The sequence below is a fragment of the Duganella fentianensis genome (assembly GCF_009857835.1).
In the GTDB taxonomy this organism is placed as follows: domain Bacteria; phylum Pseudomonadota; class Gammaproteobacteria; order Burkholderiales; family Burkholderiaceae_D; genus Rugamonas; species Rugamonas fentianensis.
Map to the genome: position 1 here is coordinate 417,129 of NZ_WWCL01000004.1, position 24,546 is coordinate 441,674.

At 58.7% G+C, this 24,546-nt stretch carries 19 protein-coding genes and 1 tRNA gene; 14 read left to right on the forward strand and 6 right to left on the reverse strand.

The genetic code is table 11. The features are described 5' to 3' along the window. The first annotated feature begins 44 nt into the window (after window positions 1–44). From scpB to GTP23_RS18935, 13 genes are all read left to right on the forward strand, one after another. Window positions 45–731, forward strand: a complete 687-nt coding sequence (gene scpB / locus GTP23_RS18875) for an SMC-Scp complex subunit ScpB (RefSeq protein ID WP_161036528.1) — start codon at window positions 45–47, stop codon at window positions 729–731. Continuing rightward, a complete protein-coding gene (locus GTP23_RS18880) occupies window positions 718–2,853 on the forward strand; it encodes a pseudouridine synthase (RefSeq protein ID WP_161036529.1) in 2,136 nt (711 codons plus the stop codon). The genes scpB and GTP23_RS18880 overlap by 14 nt, the downstream gene beginning before the upstream one ends. Before the next feature lie 285 nt (window positions 2,854–3,138). After that, window positions 3,139–3,627, forward strand: coding sequence for a ribosome maturation factor RimP (gene rimP, locus GTP23_RS18885; RefSeq protein ID WP_155434816.1), 489 nt, complete (start codon window positions 3,139–3,141; stop codon window positions 3,625–3,627). Beyond that, a complete protein-coding gene (gene nusA, locus GTP23_RS18890; RefSeq protein WP_155434503.1) occupies window positions 3,624–5,189 on the forward strand; it encodes a transcription termination factor NusA in 1,566 nt (521 codons plus the stop codon). Before rimP ends, nusA begins: the two co-directional genes overlap by 4 nt. Before the next feature lie 46 nt (window positions 5,190–5,235). Continuing rightward, window positions 5,236–8,085 carry a translation initiation factor IF-2 gene (gene infB / locus GTP23_RS18895; RefSeq protein WP_161036530.1) on the forward strand — a complete coding sequence of 950 codons (2,850 nt, stop codon included), beginning with the start codon at window positions 5,236–5,238 and terminating at the stop codon, window positions 8,083–8,085. Between the two features lie 74 nt (window positions 8,086–8,159). After that, entirely contained in the window at window positions 8,160–8,582 is a 423-nt protein-coding gene (rbfA, locus tag GTP23_RS18900; protein ID WP_161036531.1) for a 30S ribosome-binding factor RbfA, read from the forward strand. A 12-nt stretch (window positions 8,583–8,594) separates the two neighbouring features. Then, on the forward strand, window positions 8,595–9,515 hold the full coding sequence (truB, locus tag GTP23_RS18905) for a tRNA pseudouridine(55) synthase TruB (protein WP_161036532.1): 921 nt from the start codon (window positions 8,595–8,597) through the stop codon (window positions 9,513–9,515). A gap of 189 nt (window positions 9,516–9,704) precedes the next feature. Continuing rightward, entirely contained in the window at window positions 9,705–11,540 is a 1,836-nt protein-coding gene (typA, locus tag GTP23_RS18910; protein WP_161036533.1) for a translational GTPase TypA, read from the forward strand. 110 nt (window positions 11,541–11,650) lie between these two features. After that, window positions 11,651–12,676, forward strand: coding sequence for a tRNA dihydrouridine(20/20a) synthase DusA (gene dusA, locus GTP23_RS18915; RefSeq protein ID WP_161036534.1), 1,026 nt, complete (start codon window positions 11,651–11,653; stop codon window positions 12,674–12,676). Between the two features lie 336 nt (window positions 12,677–13,012). After that, entirely contained in the window at window positions 13,013–14,767 is a 1,755-nt protein-coding gene (locus tag GTP23_RS18920; RefSeq protein ID WP_229256176.1) for a methyl-accepting chemotaxis protein, read from the forward strand. Between the two features lie 109 nt (window positions 14,768–14,876). After that, a complete protein-coding gene (locus GTP23_RS18925) occupies window positions 14,877–15,215 on the forward strand; it encodes an energy transducer TonB (protein WP_161036535.1) in 339 nt (112 codons plus the stop codon). A 65-nt stretch (window positions 15,216–15,280) separates the two neighbouring features. Continuing rightward, a complete protein-coding gene (locus tag GTP23_RS18930) occupies window positions 15,281–15,628 on the forward strand; it encodes an energy transducer TonB (RefSeq protein ID WP_161036536.1) in 348 nt (115 codons plus the stop codon). A gap of 137 nt (window positions 15,629–15,765) precedes the next feature. After that, the gene (locus GTP23_RS18935) at window positions 15,766–16,173 is read left to right on the forward strand and encodes a putative periplasmic lipoprotein (RefSeq protein ID WP_161036537.1); all 408 of its coding nucleotides are present in this window, start codon (window positions 15,766–15,768) and stop codon (window positions 16,171–16,173) included. A 282-nt stretch (window positions 16,174–16,455) separates the two neighbouring features. On the opposite strand, the gene GTP23_RS18940 is transcribed toward GTP23_RS18935, so the two are convergent. The 6 genes from GTP23_RS18940 to GTP23_RS18965 form a co-directional block, all read right to left on the reverse strand. Beyond that, window positions 16,456–16,917 (reverse strand): hypothetical protein, encoded by a 462-nt coding sequence (locus GTP23_RS18940; RefSeq protein WP_161036538.1) that lies wholly within the window; start codon window positions 16,915–16,917, stop codon window positions 16,456–16,458. A gap of 190 nt (window positions 16,918–17,107) precedes the next feature. After that, complete coding sequence (locus GTP23_RS18945; protein WP_161036539.1) at window positions 17,108–18,709, reverse strand: methyl-accepting chemotaxis protein; 1,602 nt, start codon at window positions 18,707–18,709, stop codon at window positions 17,108–17,110. A gap of 405 nt (window positions 18,710–19,114) precedes the next feature. Further along, window positions 19,115–19,190, reverse strand: a tRNA-His gene (locus tag GTP23_RS18950). 126 nt (window positions 19,191–19,316) lie between these two features. After that, window positions 19,317–20,159: a glutamate racemase gene (murI, locus tag GTP23_RS18955; protein ID WP_161036540.1), complete on the reverse strand. Its 843-nt coding sequence runs from the start codon at window positions 20,157–20,159 to the stop codon at window positions 19,317–19,319. Further along, window positions 20,159–21,688 carry a fumarate hydratase gene (locus GTP23_RS18960; protein WP_155434522.1) on the reverse strand — a complete coding sequence of 510 codons (1,530 nt, stop codon included), beginning with the start codon at window positions 21,686–21,688 and terminating at the stop codon, window positions 20,159–20,161. The genes murI and GTP23_RS18960 overlap by 1 nt, the downstream gene beginning before the upstream one ends. Before the next feature lie 14 nt (window positions 21,689–21,702). Next, window positions 21,703–22,308: a TIGR00645 family protein gene (locus GTP23_RS18965; RefSeq protein WP_155434523.1), complete on the reverse strand. Its 606-nt coding sequence runs from the start codon at window positions 22,306–22,308 to the stop codon at window positions 21,703–21,705. A 230-nt stretch (window positions 22,309–22,538) separates the two neighbouring features. Between GTP23_RS18965 and acs the strand changes: the two genes are divergently transcribed. Next, a complete protein-coding gene (acs, locus tag GTP23_RS18970) occupies window positions 22,539–24,527 on the forward strand; it encodes an acetate--CoA ligase (RefSeq protein ID WP_161036541.1) in 1,989 nt (662 codons plus the stop codon). Window positions 24,528–24,546 lie beyond the last annotated feature (19 nt).

A 24,546-nucleotide genomic window follows, 5' to 3' on the forward strand; every position in this document is an offset into this window, starting at 1 on the left:
TGATTGATTTCTTTCTTGCATGAAAATGCAACCACAAGATAGCTATGGATACAGCTGAGGCTAAACGAGTCCTCGAAACGGCTTTGCTATGCGCCCAGGAGCCTTTGTCGATCCACAGTTTGAAAAAACTGTATGTCGAAGTCGATGATCAGGGGCGGCCACGTGGTCCCGGTATCGGGGCGGACACAATCAAGGAAATGCTGGAAGAATTAAGGCAGGACTGGACCGGCCGCGGTATCGAGGTGGTCAGTCTGGCGACGGGATGGCGCTTCCAGAGCCGTCCGGAAATGCGTTTGTATCTGGATAGATTAAATCCGGAAAAACCGCCTAAATACACGCGGGCAACGCTGGAAACGCTGGCGATTATCGCTTACCGCCAGCCGGTAACGCGCGGCGACATCGAGGAAATCCGCGGTGTGGCCGTCAACTCGCAGACCATCAAGATGCTGGAAGACCGTGGCTGGGTGGATGTGGTGGGCTACCGCGATGTAGTGGGCCGGCCAGCGTTGCTGGGCACGACCAAGCAGTTTCTTGATGACCTGGGACTCAATTCGCTGTCCCAGCTGCCACCGTTGCAGCAAATTAGCGAACAGCAGGGTAATGGTCCGGATCTGGAAGCACTGGAAGCGGCCCTGCAGGATAACTTTGATAAAGCGGCGCAGAGCGCCGTCGCTGCCGATGTAACGGTTGACGCTGAGCACAACCCAGAAACGAATAATGAACAAACCTAATTCCCCAGAGACAGTCCAAGACGTCGCGCCGGCAGCAGCCGTCGCCAAGCCTAAGCGCCGCACCAAGGCGCAGATCGAAGCCGATGCTGCCGCAGCAGCGGATGGTGCAGCGCCTGCTGCCAAGCCGCGCCGTACCGCCAAGGCCAAGGCCGAAGGTGGTACCGACAGCGCAGTGGTAGCCAGTGCTGGTGCCGCAGCGGCGTCCGAAGCGGCTGCTCCGGTGAAGAAAACCCGTGCCAAGGCAGCGCCAGTAGCCGCAGAAGGCGGCGAAGCCGCACCGGCCAAGGCGCCGCGTGCACGCAAGCCTGCTGCCAAAGCTGCTGCGCCTGTCGCCGGCGATACATCGGCACCGGCCGCCGTGGCTGCGGCTGCGCCAACTGCTTCGGCTGCTGCAGCGAGCGAAGCGCCGGCGAGTGCCGCTGGTGCACAAGCGGATGCCGCGCCGGCCGGCCGTGGTCCGCGTGCACCGCGCGGCCCGCGCCAGATGCGTGAACAGCGCGCCGTACGTCAGGCCCAGCAGGCGCAGGCACAGGCAGAAAAAGTACAGGCCGCTGGTGGCGAAGCCGTGGCGGAAGTGGTTGCAGTCGAGGCGCCTGCCGCCCAGTCTGCCAAGGAAGGCGGCAAGCCACGTCACGAGCGCGGCGAGCAGCGTAACAACAACCGTAACGGTCGCAAGGGCAAGCACGGCAAGCAGCGCGGTCAGCAAGGTGCCGGCGCCAAGGCCAATGATGCCGACGCAGCTTTCTCCTACGTGACTTCGGATGCCTTCGATAGCGACGAGCCAGTCAAGGGCCGTCAGCAGCAGAAGGCCGTGCGCCGCGATCTGACGGCGGACGACGATGCGCCCAAGCTGCACAAGGTGCTGGCCGAAGCGGGTCTGGGTTCGCGCCGCGACATGGAAGAACTGATCGTAGCGGGCCGCGTGTCCGTCAACGGCGAGCCGGCCCATATCGGCCAGCGCATTTTGCCGACCGACGCGGTGCGTCTGAACGGCAAGCTGATCCAGCGCCGCGTCAGCAAGAAGCCGCCACGCGTGCTGATCTACCATAAACCGGCCGGCGAAATCGTCTCGATGGACGATCCGGAAGGTCGTCCATCCGTATTCGACCGCCTGCCGACCATGAAGGCCGGTAAGTGGCTGGCCGTAGGCCGCCTGGACTTTAATACCGAAGGTCTGCTGCTGTTCACGACTTCCGGTGATCTGGCTAACCGCCTGATGCACCCGCGCTACTCGATCGACCGCGAATACGCCGTGCGTACGCTGGGCGTGCTGGAAGAGGGCATGCGCCAGAAACTGCTGGCCGGCGTCGAACTGGAAGACGGTCTGGCGCAGTTCTCCAAAATCGCTGATGGCGGCGGCGAAGGCATCAACAAATGGTACCGCGTAATTATCGGCGAAGGCCGTAACCGCGAGGTGCGCCGTATGTTCGAAGCCATCGGCCTGACCGTGTCGCGCCTGATCCGTACCCGCTACGGCGCCATGACGCTGCCGAGCAGCCTGAAACGCGGCCGCTGGGAAGAGCTGGAAGAAAACGCCGTGCGCGCCATGATGTCGGCCTACGGCGTCGAGAAAAAAGCCGCTGACGGCGCTGCTGCGCCGGCAGGCCAGCGTGGTGGCAAAGGCCCGCAGCAGGCCAAGCCAGCCCAGAACAAGGGTCCGGAAAAGCGTCCGCAGCGCGGCCGTGGCGCCGAGCGCGACGATCTGGACGACGATTATGACGACGAAGACGAGCATAACTTCAACCGTGCCGATCTGAGCAACGCCAATGCGCTGCCATTCGCCAAACCGGCCCGTTCCGGCGGCCGTGGCGGTAATGGTGGTGGCAACGGCAATGGCCGTGGCGGCCAGAGCTCGGGCCGTCCGGGTGGTCGTCCGCAGGGCATCGGCGCCTACGCCGGTGGCCGTCCGCTGGGCGAAGCACCGGCTCCGCGTGCGCAAGGTCAAGGCCGTGGCCAGGGGCAGGGCGGCGGCAAAGGTGGTAAAGGCGGCAATAAAGGCCCGCGTCAGCCCGATCCGCTGCAAACCACCTTCGGTTTTGCCAGCGCGGGTGCGCCGCGCCGTGGTCAGGAGTCGCGCGGCGGCGCCAGCGGCCATGGCATGCCGCGCCGTCGCAAAGGCTGATACTGAGTCTGCCGGAACGGTGTCAAAACCCGCTCCGGCACGGCTAGATGCCGCTTGTAACGCACATTTAGCCTGATTTTGCACGGAAGCCGTTATTGCGGTGCAGTGCGGATCAGGTTATAATGAGCAGCCTAATAAAAGTTCGTTGCAGTGCATCCTGTAACAGCGCTTTCATCTGGCTAGGTAGTACAAGAAGATGGGCAGATGCCCATTTTTTTTTTGGTGAACCGTTTTGAATGGTCTATTTTTAGCAAGTTGTAAATAGACTTTAATCTGGAGAATTTCTTGCAGCTGCCGGAATTAATTGAAAAGACCGTTGCTGGTCTGGGCTATGAGCTGGTTGATGTCGAGCGGGGCGAGCGCGGGATTTTGCGCGTCTTTATCGATTTCAGCGCTGCCGACGCTGAAGAAAAAGGTCCGATTACCGTCGAGGATTGCGCGACGGTGAGTCACCAGTTGTCGCACGTGCTGACGGTCGAGAACGTGAATTACGAGCGTCTCGAAATCTCGTCGCCGGGGCTGGATCGCCCGCTGCGCAAGCTGGCTGATTTTACGCGTTTTGCGGGTAGCGAAGCTATCATCAAGCTGCGCGTAGCCATGCCGGGTACGAACAACCGGAAATCGTTCCAGGGGATCCTGCAGGAACCTCAGGGCGAGAATTTGTCGTTGGAATTTGAGAGTAATGAAGGTCCGGCGCTGTTGGAGTTTACGCTCGCCGATATGGATAAGGCACGCCTGGTGCCGCAGGTGGTTTTTAAGGGACGCAAAGCATGAGTCGCGAAGTTTTGTTATTGGTAGACGCGCTGGCGCGTGAGAAGAACGTCGATAAAGATGTAGTGTTCGGCGCGCTGGAATTCGCGTTGGCACAAGCCACGAAGAAACGCTATGAGGGTGAAGTGGACATCCGCGTTTCGATCGACCGCGAGTCGGGTGAGTTCGAATCCTTCCGCCGCTGGCACGTCGTGCCTGACGAGGCAGGTCTGCAACTGCCGGATCAGGAAATTCTGCACTTCGAAGCCAAGGAACAGATTCCTGACATCGAAGTGGACGACCACATCGAAGAACCGATCGAATCCGTGGAATTCGGCCGCCGCTTCGCACAGGACACCAAACAGGTCGTCCTGCAGCGCGTGCGTGACGCCGAGCGCGAACAGATTCTGGTCGACTTCCTCGAGCGCGGCGATTCGCTGGTTACCGGCACCATCAAACGTATGGAACGCGGCGATGCGATCGTCGAATCGGGCAAGATCGAAGCCCGTCTGCCACGCGACCAGATGATCCCGAAAGAAAACCTGCGTATCGGCGACCGCGTACGTGCTTACATCCTGCGTATCGACCGCAATATGCGCGGCCCGCAAGTGATCCTGTCGCGTACCGCACCGGAATTCATTTCCAAGCTGTTCGAGCTGGAAGTGCCGGAAATCGAACAGGGCATGCTGGAAATTAAATCGGCTGCACGCGACGCTGGCGTACGCGCCAAGATCGCTGTCTACACGGCTGACAAGCGTATCGATCCTATCGGTACCTGCGTCGGTATGCGCGGTTCGCGCGTACAGGCTGTGACCGGCGAACTCGGTGGCGAGCGCGTCGACATCGTGCTGTGGTCGGAAGATCCGGCCCAGTTCGTGATCGGTGCACTGGCTCCGGCCAATGTCTCGTCCATCATGGTGGACGAAGAGAAGCACGCCATGGACGTGGTGGTGGACGAAGAAAATCTGGCCATCGCCATCGGCCGTTCGGGTCAGAACGTGCGTCTGGCTTCCGACCTGACGGGCTGGAAGATCAACATCATGACGGCCGAAGAATCGGCCGACAAGGCAGCCCAGGAAACCGCCGCGATCCGCGCGCTGTTCATGGAAAAACTCGATGTCGATCAGGAAGTGGCCGACATTCTGGTAGAAGAAGGCTTTGCCAGCCTGGAAGAAATCGCTTACGTGCCGATCTCCGAAATGCTGGAAATCGAATCGTTTGACGAAGAAACCGTCAACGAACTGCGTACCCGCGCCCGTGACGCTCTGGTCACCGAAGCCATCGCTTCGGAAGAAGGCCTGGAAGGCATGGACGAAGCACTGGTCGGTCTGGAAGGTATGGACCGCATCACCGCCGGCAAGCTGGGTCTGGCCGGTATCAAGACGGTGGCAGCATTTGCAGGCCTGGCCTACGACGAATTCGGCGCCATTCTGGCCCTGTCGTCCGACCGCGCCCGTGCATTGATTAAGAATGAATTTGAAGATGTGACCGACGATGAGATGAAGTTGGTTGACTCGAAGTACGACGATCGTGCCAAAGGCCTGCAAGCCAAGGCATGGGGTCTAGTCGAATCTGCAAAGGCTTAATTTGAGTATCTTTATCATCTCCGCGACACATAGAAAAGAGGACTGAATGGCGAGTAACAACGTAGCCCAATTTGCCACCGAACTGAAGATGCCTGCAGATTTGCTGCTGACGCAGCTGCGTTCTGCCGGCGTCGAGAAAAGTTCGACGTCAGATCCATTGTCGAAAGATGATAAGGATAAGCTGCTGGAACACCTGCGCCGTACCCACGGCGCCTCGGGTGAAACCGAGAAGAAGAAGATTACGCTGACGCGCAAAGAGACCACCGAAATCAAGCAGGCCGATGCCAATGGCAAGGCCCGCACGATTCAGGTCGCCGTCAAGAAAGTGCGTACCTTCGTACAGCGCGACGAACCTGTCACCACCACCGCCGCAGCGCCTGCTGCGCCGGTGATCGACGCGGCGGAAGTCGCCCGTCGCGAAGAAGAAGCGCGCAAACAGGCGGAGCTGATCGCGCGTCAGGAAGCGGAACTGCGCGAGAAGCAGGAACGTCTGGCCAAGCTGGAATCGGAAAAAGCAGCACAGGCGAAAGCCACTGCCGAAGCCGAAGCCAAGGCCAAGAAAGATGCTGAAGCCGAAGCCAAGAAAGCTGCGGCCCAGGCTGCTGCTGCCCCAGCCGTGAACGATGCGGCCGAGCAGGAGAAGAAAAAAGCGGCCGCTGAAGAAGCCCGCAAGAAAGCCGAACTGGCTGCCAAGGAAGCGGCTGAAAAAGCTGATGCGACCGAACGCGCCCGTAAGGCCGTAGCGGACGAAGTGGCCCAGATTAAAGCCATGATGAACGCGCCACGCCGCGCCATCAAAGCGCCTGAGCCTGCACCGGCTGCGGTCAAGCCGAAAGCAGCGGAAGGTACGCTGCACAAGCCGGCGACCACGCCAGCGGCTGCGGCCAAGCCGGGCGACAAGCCAGCCGACAAGAAAGCCGGCGGCAACGACAAGAAATCCATCAAGTCGGCCAATGTGGCTTCGACCTGGAATGACGACGCGCGCAAGCGTGGCGCACCAGGTGGTAGCAAAGGCCGTGGCGCCGGTGCCGGCGCAGCCAGCACGGGCCGCGACAGCTGGCGCGGTGGCAAGGGCGGCGGTCGCCGTAATGCCCATGCGGAAGAGCGCGAAAGCAACTTCCAGGCACCGACCGAAGCTGTCGTCAAAGACGTCTACGTTCCGGAAACCATCACTGTGGCCGAGCTGGCTCACAAGATGTCCGTGAAAGCGTCGGAAGTGATTAAACAGCTGATGAAGCTGGGTCAGATGTGCACCATCAATCAGGTGCTGGACCAGGAAACGGCCATGATTCTGGTCGAAGAAATGGGCCACAAAGCCTTCGCAGCCGAGATCGACGATCCGGAAGCACTGCTGGCAGATCAGGGTGAGCACGCTCACTTCGAATCCGTGCCGCGTGCACCAGTGGTTACCGTGATGGGTCACGTTGACCACGGTAAGACCTCGCTGCTGGACTACATCCGTCGCGCCAAAGTGGCCTCGGGTGAAGCGGGCGGCATTACCCAGCACATCGGTGCCTACCACGTGGAAACCCCGCGCGGCATCATCACCTTCCTCGATACCCCGGGTCACGAAGCGTTTACCGCCATGCGTGCCCGTGGTGCCAAGGCCACCGACATCGTGATTCTGGTGGTAGCAGCCGACGACGGCGTGATGCCGCAGACCAAGGAAGCGATTTCGCACGCCAAGGCTGCCGGTGTACCGCTGGTGGTAGCGATCAATAAGATCGATAAACCGGGCGGCAACGTGGATCGCGTGACGCAGGAACTGGTGGCCGAACAGGTTGTGCCGGAAGAATACGGTGGCGATTCGCCATTCGTGCCAGTGTCGGCGAAAACCGGTGCCGGTATCGATGCGCTGCTGGAACAGGTACTGCTGCAAGCTGAAGTGCTGGAACTGAAAGCACCGGTGGAAGCACCGGCCCGCGGTCTGGTGGTTGAAGGCCGTCTGGATAAAGGTAAGGGTCCGGTTGCCACCATACTGGTGCAGTCGGGTACGCTGAAGCGCGGCGACGTGATTCTGGCTGGCTCCTCGTATGGCCGTGTACGTGCCATGCTGGACGAAAACGGCAAGCCTATCGGCGAAGCCGGTCCTTCGATCCCGGTTGAAATTCAAGGTCTGACCGAAGTGCCGCAAGCCGGTGAAGAAGTCATGGTCATGGCTGACGAGCGTAAAGCCCGTGAGATCGGTCTGTTCCGTCAAGGTAAGTTCCGCGACGTGAAACTGGCCAAGCAGCAAGCTGCGAAACTGGAAAACATGTTCGACCAGATGGCCGAAGGCGAAGTGAAGAACCTGCCGATGATCATCAAGACCGACGTGCAGGGTTCGCAGGAAGCGCTGGTTGGCTCGCTGCAGAAACTGTCGACCTCGGAAGTGCGCGTACAAGTGGTGCACGCTGCAGTCGGCGGCATTACCGAATCGGACGTCAATCTGGCCGTGGCATCGAAAGCCATCATCATCGGCTTCAACGCCCGTGCCGATGCACAGGCACGCAAGCTGGCCGAGTCGAACGGCGTGGATATTCGCTACTACAACATCATCTACGATGCGATTGAAGAAGTGAAAGCCGCCATGTCGGGCATGCTGGCACCGGAAAAACGCGAAACCGTTACCGGTCAGGTGGAAGTACGTCAGGTCATCATGGTGTCCAAAGTGGGCGCGATTGCCGGCTGTCTGGTTACCGATGGTGTCGTCAAGCGTACCTCGTCGGTCCGTCTGCTGCGCAACAACATCGTGGTGTGGAGCGGCGAGATCGACTCGCTCAAACGCTTCAAGGACGATGCGAAAGAAGTTCGCGCCGGTCTGGAGTGCGGCCTGTCGCTGAAGAACTACAACGACATTCAAGTGGGTGACTCGCTGGAAGTGTTCGAAGTTCAGGAAATCGCTCGTACGCTGTAATCCGCGCACCGGGCAGTACTGGTAAAGTGGACGGGGGCAAACGCTCCCGTCCACTTGCCGTTTATGGAATCATCATGGCAAAACATAGCAAAACCATCCCACAGCGCGGTCAGCGCGTGGCCGACCAGATCCAGCGCGATCTGTCGGAAATCATCGCTTTCGAACTGAAGGACCCGCGCATCGGCATGGTCACGCTGACCGAAGTGCAGCTGACGCCTGATTACGCGCACGCCAAAATTTTCTTCACCCTGCTGAAAGACAGCAAAGAGCAGGTGAAACAGACGCTGGACGGTCTGACTGCTGCGGCCGGTTTCATGCGCAACCTGCTGGGCAAGCGTCTGCACATCCATACGCTGCCGGCGCTGCACTTCGTGCACGATATGTCCACCTCGCGCGGCATGGAACTGTCGGCTCTGATCGATCAGGCCAACAGCACCCGTTCGCTCGATGATGAAGGCGATGCTGCTGCCAAGGGCGATCAAGCCGCTAGCGAATAAGCCGTCGTTGCAATGAAACCTACGTCTCCGAAAAAAGTCCGCGATCTGGTGGACGGCGTGCTGCTGCTCGATAAACCGGTGGGTTTTTCCAGCAACGATGCGCTGATCAAAGCCAAGCGCATCCTCAACGCCAAGAAGGCCGGCCATACCGGCACGCTCGATCCGTTTGCCACCGGCCTGCTACCGCTGTGCTTCGGCGAAGCCACCAAGTTCTCGCAGGACTTGCTGGAAGCCGACAAGACTTATGAAACCACCGTCCATCTGGGCGTGACCACCGATACCGGTGATACGGAAGGTGCGGTGATCGACACCCGTCCCGTGGCGGTAACGCTGGAGCAGATCGAAGCCGTGCTGGCGCAGTTCCGTGGCCCTATCGCGCAGGTGCCGCCCATGCATTCGGCGCTCAAGCGCGACGGCAAGCCGCTGTACGAGTACGCGCGTGCCGGCATTACGCTGGAACGCGAAGCGCGCAATGTGGTGATCCATGAACTGAAGCTGGTGTCGTATGAAGCACCGTTCCTGAAACTGGTGGTCACCTGCAGCAAGGGCACGTATATCCGCGTGCTGGGGCAGGACATCGGTGAGGCACTGGGTACGGGCGCACACCTGCAGGCCTTGCGCCGCACGCAGGTGGGTGCACTGACCACGGCCGGCATGCTGACGCTGGAAACGCTGGCCGAACATGCGGCGCCGCTGTCGCTGCTGGCACCCGTCGATGCGCTGCTGTCCAGCTTCCCCGCCGTGCAGCTGACGGCGGAACTGGCCAGGCGCTTCCTCAACGGCCAGCGCCTCGCACTGGGCAAGGAGCAGATAGCGCTGCCGGCCGAACAGGGCAGGGTACGCGTCTACCTCGATGCCAAGCTGCTGGGCACGGCCCAGCTCGGTGAATACCAGATTCTTGCGCCGGAGCGTCTGATCGCTTTTACGCAATAAATACCGGGTTAGCCTGTGCCGGCGTGCCGGTCTAGCCCTGTGCAACACAGCCAATTCGGCAACTCTTTGAAAATATTCAGGATTCGGCAAAGAGTTGCACCGCACCATGCTATACTACGCGGTTCCAGAAATTGGCACCTCCCGTACATCCTGTACGAACTCGCAGTTTTTCAGCAAATATAAAAGACCATGTCCAATACTAAACGCGCAATTCGCAATATCGCCATCATCGCTCACGTTGACCACGGCAAGACCACTCTTGTTGACCAACTGCTGCGTCAGTCTGGCACCTTCCGTGAAAACCAGGCAGTTGATACCCGAGTCATGGACTCGAACGACCTCGAAAAAGAGCGTGGCATTACGATTCTGTCGAAGAACTGCGCGGTAGAGTACGAAGGCACCCACATTAACATCGTTGACACCCCGGGCCACGCCGACTTCGGCGGCGAAGTAGAGCGCGTGCTGTCGATGGTGGACTCCGTGCTGCTGCTGGTGGACGCACAGGAAGGCCCGATGCCACAGACCCGTTTCGTGACCCGCAAAGCGCTGGCACTGGGCCTGAAACCTATCGTGGTAGTGAACAAGATCGACCGTCCGGGCGCACGCGCTGACTGGGCGATCAACCAGACTTTCGAACTGTTCGACAAGCTGGGCGCTACCGACGAGCAGCTGGACTTCCCTATCGTCTACGCATCGGGTCTGAACGGCTATGCCGGTCTGGACGAATCCGTACGCGACGGCGACATGAAGCCACTGTTCGAAGCGATCCTGAAATATGTGCCAGTACGTGACGACAACCCAGATGGCCCGCTGCAGATGCAGATCACCTCGCTGGACTACTCGTCTTACGTGGGTAAAATCGGTATCGGCCGTATCAACCGTGGTCGCGTCAAGCCAGGCATGGACGTAGTATTCCTGAACGGCCCAGATGACACCCCGACCAAAGGCCGTATCAATCAGGTACTGAACTTCAAAGGTCTGGAACGCGTGCTGGTAGACGAAGCCATGGCCGGCGACATCGTGCTGATCAACGGTATCGAAGAAATCGGCATCGGTTCGACCGTATGCGCAGTGGATACTCCTGAAGCGCTGCCTATGCTGACCGTGGACGAGCCTACCCTGACCATGAACTTCATGGTCAACACCTCGCCACTGGCCGGCCGCGAAGGTAAATTCGTTACCTCGCGCCAGCTGCGTGACCGTCTGGACAAAGAACTGAAATCCAACGTGGCACTGCGCGTACTGCCAACCGACGACGACACCGTGTTCGAAGTATCGGGCCGCGGCGAGCTGCACCTGACCATTCTGCTGGAAAACATGCGTCGTGAAGGCTTCGAGCTGGCCGTTTCGCGTCCACGCGTGGTGTTCAAGATGGTTGATGGCGTACGTGAAGAACCGTACGAAATGCTGTCGGTGGACGTGGAAGAAGCCAACCAGGGCGGCGTGATGGAAGAACTGGGCCGTCGTCGTGGCGACCTGCAGAACATGGAATCGGACGGCAAAGGCCGCGTGCGTCTGGAATACCGTATTCCAGCCCGTGGTCTGATCGGCTTCCAGGGCGAGTTCATGACTCTGACCCGCGGTACCGGTCTGATGAGCCACGTGTTCGACGCCTACGCTCCGGTTGACACCAGCAAAGGTGAACTGGCTGGCCGTCGTAACGGCGTGCTGATCTCGCAAGACGACGGCACCGCTGTGGCCTACGCTCTGTGGAAACTGCAGGATCGCGGCCGTATGTTCGTCGAGCACAACACCCCTGTGTACGAAGGTATGATCATCGGTATCCACTCGCGTGACAACGATCTGGTTGTGAACCCGATCAAAGGCAAACAGCTGACCAACGTGCGTGCCTCGGGCACCGACGAAGCTGTGCGTCTGGTTCCACCTATCCAGATGTCGCTGGAATACGCCGTTGAATTCATCGAAGACGACGAACTGGTAGAAATCACGCCTAAGTCCATCCGTCTGCGTAAGCGTTACCTGAAAGAGCACGAGCGTAAAAAAGCCTCGCGCGAAGGTCAGTAATAATAAAAAAGCCGCCTCCGGGCGGCTTTTTTTATTCCCGCCCGGCACATAATAAGAGCAGGGGAGTTGAGCTATAATGTCGACCCCTGTTTGCTTTCATCCAGTTTGCCATGACCGCCTCCACGCCTCAGACTTCCGCATCCGCCCCTGTGCAGGCCAGCCGCCGTCTGTCCGTGGCACCCATGATGGACTGGACCGATCGTCACTGCCGCGTGTTCCATCGCGAGATCAGCCAGCATACCTGGCTGTACACGGAGATGGTGACCACGGGCGCGCTGGTCTACGGCGATGTGGAGCGCCACCTGCGCTTCAACGAAGCCGAGCATCCGGTGGCGCTGCAACTGGGCGGCAGCGATCCGGCCGATCTGGCCATCAGTGCCAAGCTGGGCCAGCAGTGGGGTTATGACGAAATCAACCTGAATTGTGGCTGCCCGTCCGAACGTGTGCAGAAGGGCGCTTTTGGCGCCTGTCTGATGCTGGAGCCGCAGCTGGTGGCCGATTGTGTGAAAGCCATGCGCGATGCCGTCACCATCGATGTAACAGTCAAACACCGCATCGGTATCGACAAGGAAGAGGGCTACGGCTTTGTGCGTGATTTCGTTGGCACCATCGCCGAAGCGGGCTGCCAAACCTTCGTCGTGCATGCCCGTAACGCCGTGCTGAAAGGCCTGTCGCCCAAAGAAAACCGCGAGATTCCACCGCTGCGCTACGAGGTGGCCTACCAGCTCAAGCGCGATTTCCCCCAGCTGGAAATCCTGATCAACGGCGGCATCAAAACGGAAGCGGAAATCGATCTGCATCTGCAGCATGTGGACGGCGTGATGCTGGGCCGCGAGGCGTATCACAATCCCTTTGTGATGGCCAATTTCGACCAGCGTTATTACGGCGATACGCGCGCGCCGAAAACCCGCGAGCAGGTAATCGAGGCGATGATTCCCTATATCCAGTCGCAGCTCGATCTGTATGGCCCGCACGGCCTGAAACTCAATTCATTGACGCGCCATATGCTGGGTCTGATGCAGGGCCTGCCCGGCGCGCGCGGCTTCCGCCAGACCCTGTCCGACTCCAAAAAACTGGCACTGGGCGACCCTGCGCTGCTGCGTGAAGCGGCCGCCTGCCTGCGTCTGCCAGCCTGATTTTTCCTCAAAAAAGCGAACTTTCCACGGGACTGTTGGTATTTCCTCGCAGAAAGTTCGTTTGCGCATTTTCGCGGCAGGTTTTGCTTGCTTTGAGGAAAAATTTGCATCTATAATTCCCAAATATTCACACATATCCACGCTGCGTGCTTGTGTGGGATGCGGTTCAAAAGCGACAAGCCAGACCAGTTCGGATCGCATTTTTTGCATTCGCAGTCATTGTTTGCTACTGTCATAGATATTACTTAGCAGCAAGGGCCAGCGAGATCGTTTCGTCTACAAAACGGGACCATCTCCGGCACTCATATCAACTTTGTCACTTACGAAGAAGACGAAATGAATTTAGCAAAAATGAAAGTCGGAACGCGCCTGGGTCTTGGTTTTGCGCTGGTCCTATTATTCCTCGTGGCGGTGACTGCCGTCGGCATTCTGCGTATGAGCCAGATCCAGCAGCGTCTGGATCACGTTATTTCGGTGAACAACGTGGTGTCGCGTCTGGTGGTTGATATGCGTAACAACGTTGGCGACCGTATCACTTCGCTGCGTATCCTGACCCTGATGACCGATGCTGGCGATATGGAGCCAGAAATGAATCGCATCAAGGAACTGGCGTCGAAATACGCGGATGCGCAGACCAAGCTGAGCTCGCAATTTGCGCTGGAAGCCACGGCCGAAGAGAAAGCCCTGCTGGCCACCGTGAAAGAACAGGAAGCCATCGCCATGCCGGCGATCGCTAAAGCGTCGGAAATGTGGCTGGCCAATAAAGCCGAAGACGCGACCAAAGTACTGATCAAAGAAATCCGTCCAGCCCAGAAAAAATGGATGGCTGCGCTGGAACAACTGGCTGCGCTGGAAGACAAGATGAACGAGCAGGTGAAGGATGATGCCGCTGCAGGCTTCTCCAGTGCCCGTAACTTCATGATCATCATGGGTCTGTTAGCGGTAGCAATTTCGATGGTGGCTGCTTACATGATTACCCGTGGTCTGCTGAAACAGCTGGGCGGCGAACCGGATTACACCGCATCGATTGCTGGCGCTATCGCCAACGGCGACCTGTCGATCAGCATCAACACGGAAGGTCAGGATCAGGACAGCCTGCTGGCCGAAATGAAAGAAATGCGCAACAGCCTGGTCGACATCGTAGGCCAGGTACGTTCGGGTACGGAAACTATCGGTACCGCATCGCGTGAAATCGCTGCCGGTAACATCGACCTGTCGTCGCGTACTGAAATGCAGGCCAGCTCGCTGGAAAAAACCGCTTCGGCCATGGAAGAGCTGACCTCGACGGTGAAACAGAATGCAGACAATGCCCGTGAAGCTAACCAGCTGGCTTCGGCCGCTTCGGATGTGGCACTGCGCGGCGGTAAAGTGGTGTCGGAAGTGGTTGACACGATGAGCTCGATCGACGCTTCGGCCAAGAAGATTGTGGACATTATCGGCGTTATCGATGGCATCGCCTTCCAGACCAATATTCTGGCGCTGAACGCTGCAGTGGAAGCCGCCCGTGCCGGCGAACAGGGTCGCGGCTTCGCGGTGGTGGCATCGGAAGTGCGTAATCTGGCCCAGCGTTCCGCTGGCGCCGCCAAAGAAATCAAGATGCTGATCGACGACTCGGTAGAGAAAGTCGGCGCAGGTACCAAGCTGGTAGGCCAGGCTGGTGTGACGATGGAAGAAGTGGTGTCCTCGGTACGCCGCGTCACCGACATCATGAGCGAAATCGCCAACGCCAGCCAGGAACAGAGCGCAGGTATCGAACAGGTTAACCACTCGATTATCGAGATGGATGCCATGACCCAGCAGAATGCTGCACTGGTAGAAGAAGCTGCCGCTGCTGCCCAGAGTCTGCAGGATCAGGCCAATGAACTGGCACGCGTGGTCAGCATCTTCAAACTGACTGAAGGTGATGAGCGCAGCGTAGCGGCTTACCAGCCAGCAGCTGCCGCCAAGGTAGTTGCCAAGCCGGTAGCGCCGCGTGCACCTGTGAAGAAGCTGGCTGCTGCACCAGCACCAGCCGCTGCACCGGCTGCCAAAGCCAAGAAAGCTGCGCCTGCACCTAGCGCCGCTGGTAGTGATGAGTGGGAAGAGTTTTAATTTGTAGCAAACCTTTGCCGCAGTCTGCCGCCACGCTTTTGTGTGGCACGTAGGTCCGCTGTGGGATTCGATTAATCAGTTGTTAATAATAATTAGCTTGGAACGCATGATGAATAAGTTTTCGACCAGTGTTATTACCGCCGTCATTCTGTCGGCTGCTTCGACCGCCTTTGCTGCTGATGTTCCTGCATCGCTTGATGCCAAGAACTGCAAAGCTGAATACCCAAAAGCTTCGCTGTTGAACGAAGAGCAGGGCGATGTAACGATGTCCTTCCTGGTGGCCGCTGACGGCACCGTGGTGGAATCGAAAGTAGATAAGTCGAGCGGCTATAAAAACCTCGACAAGGCCGCAGTGAAAGCCCTGAGTGCATGCAAGTTCAAGCCTGGCACCAAGGATGGCGCAGTCGCCCAAACCTGGACCAAGGTTGACTATAGCTGGAAGCTGTAAGACTGCCTCGCCGGCCATGATGCCATGGCCGGTGTGCCGGATACTAAATACTGGGGGGAAATCAGATGTTGACGAATAAGCGTTGGTTGAGTGTGGTTGCAGCAGTGCTCGTTTCGAGCGCACCAGCAGCATTTGCTGCCGAGGTTCCAGCATCGTTCGATGCCAAGACCTGCAAAGCGGAATACCCGAAAGCGTCGCTGATGAACGAGGAGCAGGGCACGGTTTCCATGTCCTTCCTGGTCAAGGCTGATGGCACCGTTGCCGACTCCAAGGTCGACAAGAGCAGCGGCTTCAAAAATCTGGACAAGGCCGCCATCAAGTCGCTGAGCGCCTGCAAGTTCAAACCGGGCACCAAGGACGGCGCACCTGCCGAGACCTGGACCAAGGTGGACTATGCGTGGAAGCTGGACTGATCTTCCCGTCCTATAAGAAAAGGAACCGCTAGCGGTTCCTTTTTTTTTCATCTGTAACAACGGGTGTAACAAGCTGTAATGCCTGTGCCGGCGTGGGCTGCTTCGATTTATAGTGGCTCCATTAGAGGAGAAGCGCCATGAACAAAACCCTGATCGTTGCCGTGCTGGCGGTGGCTGGCCTGAGTGGCTGCGCGACCCAGCAGCCGGCCTATTATTCGGCTGCGCCCCGCGTGCAGGACCCTTACCAGTGGCATACGGTGTCGGTGATGCCGTCCGACCGTGTAGTTGCCAGTGGTCCGGCCACCGTCTATACGACGGAAGAAGTGCCGGTCGCCAGCCGCCGTGTGACTTACACCAGCGAACCTGCCTACACCACGACTTACGTGACCCAGGCGCCCGTGTATTACGCTCCAGCGCCGGTGTACTATGCCCCGGCACCGGCGTATTACTACCCGCCAGTCAGCATCGGACTGGACTTCTCGTTCGGCCGCTGGTGCTGCGGCGGCCATTATCATGGCCGTGGCTGGGGTGGTCGCCGCCGCTGATGGCAGCACAGCCGGATGCAGCAGGATGAAATTCCTGCTGCATCATCCTAGCGTAGCTGGTAGAGGGCTGTGTTCTGCTGATCCAGCATGCTGCCGGAACAGAGTTCATAGGTGGCTGCGCATGCCAGACTTAGCAACAGCGCGCCCGTAGCAATATGTAAGGTGCGTACCATAGCAAACTCCCGCGTATGTTTGAACTTGTTGTGAGTTCAGCATAACGCGGGAGTTGTCATTTGGGCGTCGGACTATGCTCCGACACGTTGTAGGACTATGCCTCGTGGCTTAGAAGCGGCTCTTCGATTTAGGCCAGACCACGATAGGACCGGCGGGTGCCGTGTCGACTGCGCCGGACAGCTCCAGCCACTGCTGCAGCAGTTCCGGATGCTTGAGCTGTATGCCCTGGCCGTCAATGAAGCCGACGTAGTCGAGCATCTTCGGATCGAGCTTGGCCTTGTTCACGGTAGGGGCATTCATGACCATGCGGTCATAGGCCTTGCGGACCTTGTTTTCCCATTTATGCAGGCTGCTGTCATCGAAGCGGTTGTTTTCGAAATACACCGTCAGCGAGCCATCGGGGTTGCCGAAACCGGCGATGCCCGAACCTTTGCGGATAGTCGTCGAGCCTGCTACGTCGAACTTATCGGTGGGAACGAAAACACCGGCGCGGCCGTCCAGATCGGGGCGGCTGGTCGGGGTGTCCTTACTGTAGGTGGCGACTTCGTGCAGAGTTTTTTCTTCAGACATGGCAGAGCTGGAATTCAGAGAGTGACGTATGCGGCGCAAACGCGCAGCAGATCTTATTGTAGCGCCATCTAGTGCTTTTCGGAAACAGGTGCGAAGAAATTTTTGTGAAGGGAAGTCGTGTCCGAACGACGCCGCGGGGCAGAGTAATCACACTGTGCGGAATCTTACTCTGCCCATGACTCATGCGGTGTTACGCAGCGGCCAGTAGATGCGGCGGGGTACCTCCTCCACGCCGGTGTGGCGGAGTGCGGAAGGCAAGCACCTCATGGCGGCCCTGCTGGTCACGTAGCTGGAAGACGCTCATGGTTTGCACCAGATTGGCGGCCTGTCCATTCAAGGCTTCGGCCGCGGCGGCAGCCTGCTCGACTAGCGAAGCATTCTGCTGCGTCACATCGTCCATTTCGGCGATGGCCTGGTTGATCTGCTGGATTCCATGAGATTGCTCGCTGCTGGCGCCGCTGATCGCGGCAATCACTGTACTCACGCGCGCAACACTTTCGACCACGGCCGCCATCGTTGCACCGGCATTGGCGGCCAGCTCGGTACCTTCGCCGACGCGCGCCGAGGTGTTGTTGATCAGCTCCTTGATTTCCTTGGCCGCGGCCGCACTGCGATGGGCCAGGCTGCGCACCTCGGTCGCTACCACGGCAAAGCCGCGTCCCTGATCGCCTGCGCGTGCTGCTTCAACGGCGGCATTCAAGGCCAGGATATTGGTCTGGAAGGCTATCCCTTCGATGACGCTGATGATGCTTTCGATCTGTACCGAAGCTTCGTTGATGGAAGCCATCGTTTCGATCACGCGGCTTACCGCCTTGCCACCGTTGCGCGCTACGTCGGACGCCTCGATCGCCAAAGCATGCGCTTCGGCGGAGTTTCGTGCGTTCTGGTGTACGGTCGATGTCAATTCCTCCATCGAAGACGCCGTCTCTTCCAGCGAACCTGCCTGACGCTCCGTGCGGCTGGACAGATCGCTATTGCCTTGCGAGATTTCCGATGCCGCCAGCGCCACGGACTGGGCGTCGACACGCACGGTCGCCACGACCTGGATCAGCGATGCCTGCATGCGTTCGACTGCCGCCAGGATGCTATGTTGATCATGTGGGCGCACTTGGCACTGCTGGGTGAAATCCCCTGCGGCGACCCGCTCCACCACTTGGCACAGCTCGGCTGGTTCGGCACCCAGTGCTTTGAGCAAACGGGACAGGATGATCCAGCCCGCGATCGCTGCCAGCAGAACGGCAGAAATACTGGAGATCAGCATGGTGTTACGGGCTGCACGGTAGTTGTCTCCCACCTCGTCAATCAGCTTGTTCGAACGCCCGGTAGTCAGTGTGGCGTAGGCATTCGACGCTGCCACCAGCTCGGCCAGCAAGGGGCGGCATTCCTCGTTCATTTTGCGAACCGCTTCATCATTTTGCCCTTGGTAGGCCAGATCCACGATGGCAAGCGCCACGGGAGCATAGCGGCGCTCGATAGCGTCGATCCGGTCGATCAGCTGATGCACTTCCTGGGTCACGTCCGGCTGTTCCGCCAGTCGCTTGAGCGTCGCCAGATTTGTCTGGACATCACGGTGAGCCTGCACGGCGATCAGTTTTTCTTTTTCTTTTTCGGCAGCAGAAGTTACCAGCAGCAGATTACGTGCCGCCACGGCGCGCAAGTCTATGGCTTCGCGCACCTGATGAGCCGCCTCGGAGCGCGCCCGTGTGCCATTCACATAGTGTTCAAACAGCTCGAACTGACCATGGAAGTTCTTGAATGAGAGGATGGAGACTGTCACCAGGAGTAAAGTCAACCCACCAAAGGCGAGCGTTAGCTGCGCACGTATTCCTATGCTTTTCATCATCTTTTCCGCTTGTAAGAGTGATTTGCGCAGGCTGGGCGATGTGCTGAAAGTTCAACAAACCAGACTGGCTTAAGAGGGGCACAGGTTTGGAGGTGCCGGTGACATCCGCCAACCGAGACTGGGGTAGCGAATAATTCTCATGATACACGAATATTTGCCCAAATCAATCAAATATCGCAAATTGACGTATTTCTGTCATCGCTATTGTTGAATTTTGCAAATTTATGATGTGTAATTTATGCGTTGATTTCGGACGAAAAAAAAGCTGCTCGAGGCAGCTGTTTTTTACATCGTCGGAAATCAGATTTCCTGACTTTAGAAGTAACTCATAGTATTTAAAATACTAAAAAGTTTTGGGGTGGCTGATGGGGCTCGAACCCACGACAACAGGAATCACAATCCTGGACTCTACCAACTGAGCTACAGCCACCGCTGATTTACTTCTAACTACACACCGTTTCGTGTGCAGGTGCCGCATTATACAGGCCGATTCCCAAACGTGCAAATGTAAATGCAAGTTTTCTGGAAAGCAGCTTCAGATGCCTGCCAGAACAGCTTAAACGGCCACCTGTTCCACTTGTGGGTGCCATCCTAACAAGTGCTCGAAAGCTGCTGCCATTGCTGCTACGGGCGCGCTGGTGTAGGCGCGCAGCGTTGCCGGCGCTGACACCGTATCAGCCGCGCTTGGGCGCAAGAGGCTGGCGGCCGTCAGCAGACGCACCAGCTGGCGCGCCACGGCATCACCCGTATCGATCAGCTGCACGTCGCTGCGTCCGTGATTATCGAGCACGCGCTGTATGCCATCGCGCACGAAAGGGTAGTGGGTGCAACCCAGCACCAGCGTATCGGCGCCTTGCTCCAGCAGGGGCGCGATGTAATGCTCCAGCATGGCTGCGATGGCCGGATTGTGCAGATCACCGAGTTCGATCTGGTCCACCAGCCCCACGGCTGGCTGCAGCAGGAACTCGGCACCGGTAGCGCTGCTGATCTGCTCGCGCAGCTGCAGGAATTTTTCGCCCTGCAGCGTGCGCGCCGTGGCCAGCACACCCACCTTGCCGTTGTGGCTAGCCGCTGCCGCCGGTTTCAGGCCGGGTTCGACACCGACTACGGGCAGCTCGGGATAGCGCGCCCGTACCGCCTTGATGGCGGCCACAGTGGCCGTATTGCAGGCCACCACCAGCGCCTTGGCGCCCAGCGACAGCAGAAACTCCGCGATCGCCAGCGAGCGCTCCACCACATAGGCTTCGCTCTTTTCGCCATACGGAGCATGGGCGGAATCGGCGAAGTACAGCAGATCTTCCTGCGGGCACTGGGCACGGATGTGCCGCAGTACCGATAAGCCGCCCACACCGGAATCAAAGACGCCGATGGGGGCATGCGCGCTACGGCTCAAGGACATCAGGCTTTAACGATAGGTACGTTGAGTTGTTCGATCTTGGCTGCCCATTCTTTCGGGCCGGTGTTGTGCACCGACGTACCAGCGGCATCAACGGCGACCGTCACTGGCATATCGACCACGTCGAACTCGTAGATGGCTTCCATGCCCATGTCTTCGAAGCCCAGTACCTTGGCGCTCTTGATGGCTTTCGACACCAGATACGCGGCGCCGCCAACGGCCATCAGGTAAGCCGATTTGTGCTTCTGGATCGATTCGATGGCAGCAGGGCCGCGCTCGGCTTTACCGATCATGGCGATCAGGCCGGTTTTTTCCAGCATCATGTCGGTGAACTTGTCCATGCGCGTCGCGGTCGTCGGGCCGGCTGGGCCTACGGCTTCGTCGCGTACCGGATCGACTGGACCGACGTAGTAGATCACGCGGTTTTTGAAGTCCACTGGCAGCGGCTCGCCTTTGGCCAGCATGTCCTGAATACGCTTGTGCGCAGCGTCGCGGCCGGTCAGCATTTTGCCGTTCAGCAGCAGGGTCTGGCCCGGTTTCCACGAAGCGACTTCTTCTTTGGTCAGCGTGTTCAGATCGACGCGTTTCGACAGTTCCGTGTCCGGTGCCCAGCTTACGTTCGGCCAGGTCGACAGCGGTGGCGGGGTCATGTAGGAAGGACCCGATCCATCCAGCACGAAGTGGCCGTGACGGGTCGCCGCGCAGTTAGGAATCATCGCCACGGGTTTCGAAGCCGCGTGGGTAGGGTGCATCATTATCTTCACGTCCAGCACGGTGGTCAGGCCGCCCAGGCCTTGTGCGCCTATGCCGAGCGCATTGATCTTGTCGCACAGTTCGATACGCAGTTCTTCCAGCTTGTTCTGCGGGCCGCGCTGTTTGAGTTCGTACATATCGATGTCTTCCATCAGCACTTCCTTGGCCATCAGCATGGCTTTCTCGGCAGTGCCGCCGATACCGATACCCAGCATGCCCGGCGGGCACCAGCCAGCGCCCATGGTCGGCACGGTTTTCAGTACCCAGTCGATCAGCGAATCGGATGGATTCATCATGATCATCTTCGATTTGTTTTCCGAGCCGCCGCCTTTGGCTGCGACCTTCACGTCGACCGTGTTGCCTTCGACCAGTTCCATGTGCACCACGGCCGGGGTGTTGTCCTTGGTGTTCTTGCGGTCGAACTGCGGGTCGGCCACGATGGACGCGCGCAGCTTGTTGTCATCGTAGTTGTAGGCGCGGCGCACACCTTCATTGACGGCATCGGTGACGGTGCCGGTGAAACCTTCGAAGCGCACGCCCATACCGATTTTCAGGAACACGTTGACGATGCCGGTGTCCTGGCAGATCGGACGTTTGCCTTCCGCGCACATGCGCGAGTTGGTCAGGATCTGGGCGATAGCGTCTTTGGCAGCAGGGCTTTGTTCCGACTCGTAAGCGCGCGCCAGATGCTCGATGTAGTCAGCCGGATGGTAGTAGCTGATGTACTGCAGAGCAGCGGCAACGGAATCGATCAGGTCTTCTTGCTTGATGATGGTCATGATGGTCTCGCGGGTTAGTGTGACTTGGATTCTTGATGCGTAACGCTGGTGATGCGGTCAGTGTAGGCAATCGCCAGCGCGGACAGCAGGAACACAACGTGGATAACGGTTTGCGCCACCAGCACCTTGATTTCGTAGGCGTTGGCGTTGATAAAAGTCTTGAGCAGATGGATGGACGAAATGCCGACGATGGCCATGGCCAGCTTGGTCTTCAGCACGGAAGCATTCACGTGCGACAGCCACTCGGGCTGGTCGGGATGGCCATCCAGATCAAGCCGCGACACAAAGGTTTCGTAGCCACCGATGATGACCATGATGAGCAGATTCGAAATCATCACCACGTCGATCAGGCCCAGCACCACCAGCATGATGGTGGTTTCGTTGAGTTTGTCCGGCACCGGTGCGCCCGGCACAGCCACGGCCGCGAAGATGTGCTGCAGCGCTGCTTCGTTGCCGAGCGCCGCGCCGATCAGGTCTTTCAGTTCGACCCAGAAGTGGAACACGTAGACGCACTGCGCCAGTATCAGACCCAGATACAGCGGCAGTTGCAGCCAGCGTGACATGAAAATAAACGCAGGCAGGGGACGCAGCGGGCGCGGATTCGGGCTGGGTTGGGTCATGCAGGGGAACTCCGGAAATAGCGCCGTAGCGCGGGTTGCCGATATTTTACACGCGCAAACGCTGAATCGCAGTGCAATGTCGCGTCTGCTGTGGTGCGTGCTACAGCGGGCGGAAATCTTGGTAAAATGACATAATGCTAATATAGTCTGTTCGCCACCACGGCCTGTAAGGGCTCAGTAAGCGACGGCGATTATGGTTATCTCAAAGATTACAAACTCAGGAGACGAGCATGACCAGCACCACGACTCAACAAGGTCCACAAGAATCCCGCATCTTCCCATCGCCAGCAGCGTTCGCCGCGCAGGCTACCGTATCGGGCATGGATGCTTACAACGCCCTGTGCGCTGAAGCAGCTGCCGACTACGAAGGCTTCTGGGGCCGTCTGGCCAAGGAAAACCTGGTATGGCAGAAACCGTTCACTAAAGTGCTGAACGAAGACAATGCCCCGTTCTACAAATGGTTCGAAGACGGCCACCTGAACGTATCGTACAACTGCCTGGATCGCAATCTGCAGAACGGCAATGCCGACAAGACCGCCATCATCTTTGAAGCGGACGATGGCAAATCGGTGCACGTGACCTACAAGGAACTGCACGAAAAAGTCTGCAAATTCGCCAACGGCCTGAAATCGCGCGGCATCAAGAAAGGTGATCGCGTCATCATCTACATGTCGATGTCGGTTGAAGGCGTGGCCGCCATGCAGGCTTGCGCCCGTATCGGCGCGACCCACTCGGTAGTGTTCGGCGGCTTCTCCGCCAAATCGCTGCAGGAACGTATCATCGACGCCGGCGCCGTGGCCGTGATCACCGCCGACGAACAGATGCGCGGCGGCAAACAGCTGCCACTGAAAGCCATCGTCGACGAAGCACTGGCACTGGGCGGCTGCGACACCATCAAGGACGTGATCGTCTACAAACGCACGGGCGGCAACATCAACTTCGTGGCAGGCCGCGACCTGTGGCTGCACGATCTGGTGGACAAGCAGTCGGCCGAATGCGAGCCAGAATGGGTCGATGCCGAGCACCCGCTGTTCATTCTCTACACCTCCGGTTCGACCGGTACCCCGAAAGGTGTGCAGCACTCGAGCGGCGGCTACCTGCTGTGGGCCGCCCTGACCATGAAATGGTCGTTCGACATCAAGCCTAACGATGTGTACTGGTGTACCGCCGACATCGGCTGGGTGACGGGCCACAGCTACATCGCCTACGGTCCGACCGCAGTGGGCGCCACCCAGGTGGTATTCGAAGGCATTCCGACCTTCCCGAACGCCGGCCGCTTCTGGGACACCATTGCCAAGCACAAAGTCAGCATCTTCTACACGGCGCCGACCGCGATCCGTTCGCTGATCAAAGCTTCCGATCTGGACGCCAGTGTGCATCCGAAGAACTACGACCTGTCCAGCGTACGTCTGCTGGGCACCGTGGGTGAGCCGATCAATCCGGAAGCATGGATGTGGTACTACACCCAGGTTGGCCGCGAAGTGTGCCCGATTGTGGACACCTTCTGGCAGACCGAAACGGGCGGTCACATGATCACCCCGCTGCCGGGTGCAACCCCGATGGTACCGGGCTCGTGCACGCTGCCGCTGCCGGGCATCATGGCAGCCATCGTGGACGAATCGGGCGCCGACGTGCCGAATGGTCAGGGCGGTATTCTGGTCGTGAAACGTCCATGGCCATCGATGATCCGTACCATCTGGAACAACCCGGACCGCTTCAAATCGAGCTACTTCCCGGAAGAGCTGGGCGGCAAGATGTATCTGGCAGGTGACGGCGCGATCCGCAACAAGGATACCGGCTACTTCACCATCACCGGTCGTATCGACGACGTGCTGAACGTTTCCGGTCACCGTATGGGCACGATGGAAATCGAATCGGCGCTGGTCGCCAATCCGCTGGTAGCGGAAGCTGCGGTGGTCGGCAAGCCGGACGAAACCACGGGCGAATCGATCTGCGCCTTCGTCGTGCTGAAGCAGGCACGTCCGACTGGCGAAGATGCCAAGAAACTGGCGCTGGAGCTGCGCAACTGGGTAGCGAAAGAGATTGGTCCTATCGCCAAACCGAAAGAAATCCGCTTTGGTGACAACCTGCCGAAGACCCGTTCGGGCAAGATCATGCGTCGTTTGTTGCGCGTGCTGGCCAAGGGCGAGACGATTACGCAGGACGTCTCCACGCTGGAAAATCCAGCGATTCTGGAGCAGCTGAAAGAAGCGTCCTAAGCAATAAGTTAGGCGCGGC

Excerpts from the sequence above, each read along its gene's own strand:
- GTP23_RS18925 (WP_161036535.1), top strand. The coding sequence starts at position 14,877 with ATGAATAAGTTTTCGACCAGTGTTATTACCGCCGTCATTCTGTCGGCT.
- typA (WP_161036533.1), top strand. The coding sequence starts at position 9,705 with ATGTCCAATACTAAACGCGCAATTCGCAATATCGCCATCATCGCTCAC.
- GTP23_RS18960 (WP_155434522.1), bottom strand. The coding sequence starts at position 21,688 with ATGACCATCATCAAGCAAGAAGACCTGATCGATTCCGTTGCCGCTGCT.
- GTP23_RS18930 (WP_161036536.1), top strand. The coding sequence starts at position 15,281 with ATGTTGACGAATAAGCGTTGGTTGAGTGTGGTTGCAGCAGTGCTCGTT.
- dusA (WP_161036534.1), top strand. The coding sequence starts at position 11,651 with ATGACCGCCTCCACGCCTCAGACTTCCGCATCCGCCCCTGTGCAGGCC.
- murI (WP_161036540.1), bottom strand. The coding sequence starts at position 20,159 with ATGTCCTTGAGCCGTAGCGCGCATGCCCCCATCGGCGTCTTTGATTCC.
- scpB (WP_161036528.1), top strand. The coding sequence starts at position 45 with ATGGATACAGCTGAGGCTAAACGAGTCCTCGAAACGGCTTTGCTATGC.
- truB (WP_161036532.1), top strand. The coding sequence starts at position 8,595 with ATGAAACCTACGTCTCCGAAAAAAGTCCGCGATCTGGTGGACGGCGTG.
- GTP23_RS18880 (WP_161036529.1), top strand. The coding sequence starts at position 718 with ATGAACAAACCTAATTCCCCAGAGACAGTCCAAGACGTCGCGCCGGCA.
- acs (WP_161036541.1), top strand. The coding sequence starts at position 22,539 with ATGACCAGCACCACGACTCAACAAGGTCCACAAGAATCCCGCATCTTC.
- GTP23_RS18965 (WP_155434523.1), bottom strand. The coding sequence starts at position 22,308 with ATGACCCAACCCAGCCCGAATCCGCGCCCGCTGCGTCCCCTGCCTGCG.
- GTP23_RS18920 (WP_229256176.1), top strand. The coding sequence starts at position 13,013 with ATGAATTTAGCAAAAATGAAAGTCGGAACGCGCCTGGGTCTTGGTTTT.
- rbfA (WP_161036531.1), top strand. The coding sequence starts at position 8,160 with ATGGCAAAACATAGCAAAACCATCCCACAGCGCGGTCAGCGCGTGGCC.
- GTP23_RS18935 (WP_161036537.1), top strand. The coding sequence starts at position 15,766 with ATGAACAAAACCCTGATCGTTGCCGTGCTGGCGGTGGCTGGCCTGAGT.
- nusA (WP_155434503.1), top strand. The coding sequence starts at position 3,624 with ATGAGTCGCGAAGTTTTGTTATTGGTAGACGCGCTGGCGCGTGAGAAG.
- infB (WP_161036530.1), top strand. The coding sequence starts at position 5,236 with ATGGCGAGTAACAACGTAGCCCAATTTGCCACCGAACTGAAGATGCCT.
- GTP23_RS18940 (WP_161036538.1), bottom strand. The coding sequence starts at position 16,917 with ATGTCTGAAGAAAAAACTCTGCACGAAGTCGCCACCTACAGTAAGGAC.